The 2,828-nt window shown below is 45.7% G+C and carries 2 protein-coding genes; both read left to right on the top strand.

The window, feature by feature from the left end; translation table 11 throughout:
* Window positions 1-1,543 (top strand): Re/Si-specific NAD(P)(+) transhydrogenase subunit alpha (locus tag CAG69_RS22160; RefSeq protein ID WP_161446250.1); only part of this gene is annotated, 1,543 nt, incomplete at its 5' end.
* An 8-nt stretch (window positions 1,544-1,551) separates the two neighbouring features.
* On the top strand, window positions 1,552-2,828 hold a 1,277-nt coding region (gene pntB, locus CAG69_RS22155; protein ID WP_161446248.1), incomplete at its 3' end, for a Re/Si-specific NAD(P)(+) transhydrogenase subunit beta.

Below are 2,828 nucleotides of genomic sequence, written 5' to 3'. Positions count from 1 at the left end.
ACCTAAAGAGATACTTGCGGGTGAATCGCGAGTAGCTGCATCGCCGAAGTCGGTTGAGCAGTTAATAAAGTTGGGATTCGATATCGCGATTGAATCCCAAGCGGGGGTGCTTGCGAGTTTCGATGATGCTGCTTATGAAGCTGCTGGTGCGAAAATCGTTTCTAGTGAAGAAGTTTGGGCATCTGGTCTTATTCTAAAAGTTAATGCGCCAATCGTAGATGAAGAACAAGGCATTGACGAAATCGCACTACTACAAGATGGTGCAACACTTGTTAGCTTTATTTGGCCTGCTCAAAACGCAGAGTTGATGGAACAACTTTCAAGCAAGAACATTAACGTTCTTGCCATGGATTCTGTTCCTCGTATCTCTCGTGCACAAGCCTTAGACGCGCTCTCTTCGATGGCTAACATCGCTGGGTATCGTGCGGTTGTTGAAGCAGCTCATGAGTTTGGTCGTTTCTTTACAGGTCAAATCACGGCTGCCGGTAAAGTACCACCAGCGAAAGTATTGGTCGCTGGTGCGGGTGTGGCTGGTTTGGCTGCAATCGGTGCTGCGGGTAGCTTAGGAGCTATTGTTCGTGCATTTGACGTTCGCCCAGAAGTAAAAGAACAAGTTGAGTCCATGGGAGCAGAGTTCCTGACCGTGGATTTCCAAGAAGACTCTGGTTCTGGTGACGGCTACGCAAAAGAAATGTCCGATGACTTCAACAAAAAAGCGGCAGAGTTATATGCAGAGCAAGCTAAAGATGTTGATATCATCATTACAACGGCACTAATCCCTGGCAAACCTGCTCCGAAGCTGATCACCAAGGAAATGGTCGACAGTATGAAAGCGGGCAGTGTTATTGTTGACTTGGCAGCTGCTAATGGCGGTAACTGTGAATACACAATGAAAGACCAAGTTATCATGACAGATAATGGCGTAAAAATTGTTGGTTACACTGACATGGTCGGCCGTTTGCCAACGCAATCTTCTCAACTTTACGCGACAAACCTTGTTAACCTTCTAAAACTGCTGTGTAAAGAAAAAGACGGTAACATCAATATTGATTTCGAAGATGTTGTTATCCGTGGTGTCACCGTGGTTAAAGAAGGTGAAATTACATGGCCTGCACCACCAATTCAGGTTTCCGCTCAGCCACAAGTGAAACAAGAGCAACCTGCGAAACCAGAGCCTAAAGTAGAAGAACCTACCTCTCCAACGAAGAAGATTATTGGTGTAGCCGCGGCAGTAGGTGCTTTTGCTTGGATTGCATCGGTTGCGCCGGCAGCGTTCCTTTCTCACTTTACTGTATTTGTTTTAGCGTGTGTTGTCGGCTACTACGTGGTTTGGAATGTTACCCATGCACTTCATACTCCGCTTATGTCGGTAACGAATGCTATCTCCGGCATTATTGTGGTTGGTGCATTACTGCAAATTGGGCAAGGTAATGGGGTCGTTTCATTCCTATCCTTTATTGCTGTATTGATCGCTAGCATCAATATCTTCGGTGGTTTCACCGTCACCAAGCGTATGCTTGAAATGTTCCGCAAAGATAAATAGGAGTTACAATGTCTGCAGGATTAGTACAAGCAGCTTACATTGTTGCTGCATTATTTTTCATCATGAGTTTGGCGGGGCTTTCAAAGCAAGAGTCCGCTCGTAATGGTAACTACTATGGTATCGCAGGTATGACGATCGCGCTGATCGCGACGATCTTCAGCCCTGATGCTCAAGGCTTTGGGTGGATCATTATTGCGATGGCGATAGGTGGGGCGATCGGTATTTTCTATGCGAAGAAAGTAGAAATGACCGAAATGCCAGAACTGGTTGCGATACTGCACAGCTTTGTAGGTTTAGCTGCGGTTTTAGTTGGCTACAACAGTTACCTTGATGCGCCAGAAGCAGCAACTCATGCTGAACATGTTATCCACCTTGTAGAAGTATTCTTGGGTGTTTTCATTGGTGCCGTAACCTTCACGGGTTCAATTGTTGCATTTGGTAAGTTACGTGGTGTGATTTCTTCTTCGCCGCTTAACCTTCCTCACAAGCACAAAATGAACCTTGCAGCGGTTGTGATTTCTACGCTTCTTATGATCTACTTCGTAAAAGCAGATGGCAGCATGTTCGCTCTGATTATGATGACACTGATTGCGTTCGCGTTCGGTTACCACTTAGTTGCTTCAATTGGTGGTGCTGATATGCCAGTTGTCGTTTCAATGCTGAACTCATATTCAGGTTGGGCAGCAGCAGCAGCAGGTTTCATGCTCGCAAATGATCTATTAATCGTAACAGGTGCGTTGGTTGGTTCTTCAGGTGCGATTCTTTCTTACATCATGTGTAAAGCCATGAACCGTTCGTTTATCAGTGTTATTGCTGGTGGCTTTGGTCAAGAGATTGTAATTTCAGGTGACGAAGAGCAGGGCGAACACCGCGAAACAACGGCAGAAGAAGTCGCTGAAATGCTGAAGAACTCAAAATCAGTAATCATCACTCCAGGATATGGTATGGCTGTAGCGCAAGCGCAGTATCCCGTGCATGAAATTACTGACGTACTTCGTTCAAAAGGTATTGAGGTTCGCTTTGGTATTCACCCAGTAGCAGGTCGTCTTCCGGGACATATGAACGTGTTACTTGCTGAAGCGAAAGTACCGTATGATATCGTTCTTGAAATGGATGAAATCAATGATGACTTCGCTGAAACAGATACAGTACTGGTTATCGGCGCTAACGATACGGTAAACCCAGCAGCTCTGGAAGATCCGAACAGCCCGATTGCTGGTATGCCTGTACTGGAGGTTTGGAACGCGAAAAATGTAGTGGTATTCAAGCGTTCAATGAATACTGG

It is taken from the genome of Vibrio sp. V43_P6S15P86 (assembly GCF_009904725.1).
GTDB classification, from domain to species: domain Bacteria; phylum Pseudomonadota; class Gammaproteobacteria; order Enterobacterales; family Vibrionaceae; genus Vibrio; species Vibrio diabolicus.
Note: the sequence above shows the minus strand (reverse complement) of the source record. Positions and strands in the feature narration are given on the sequence as shown.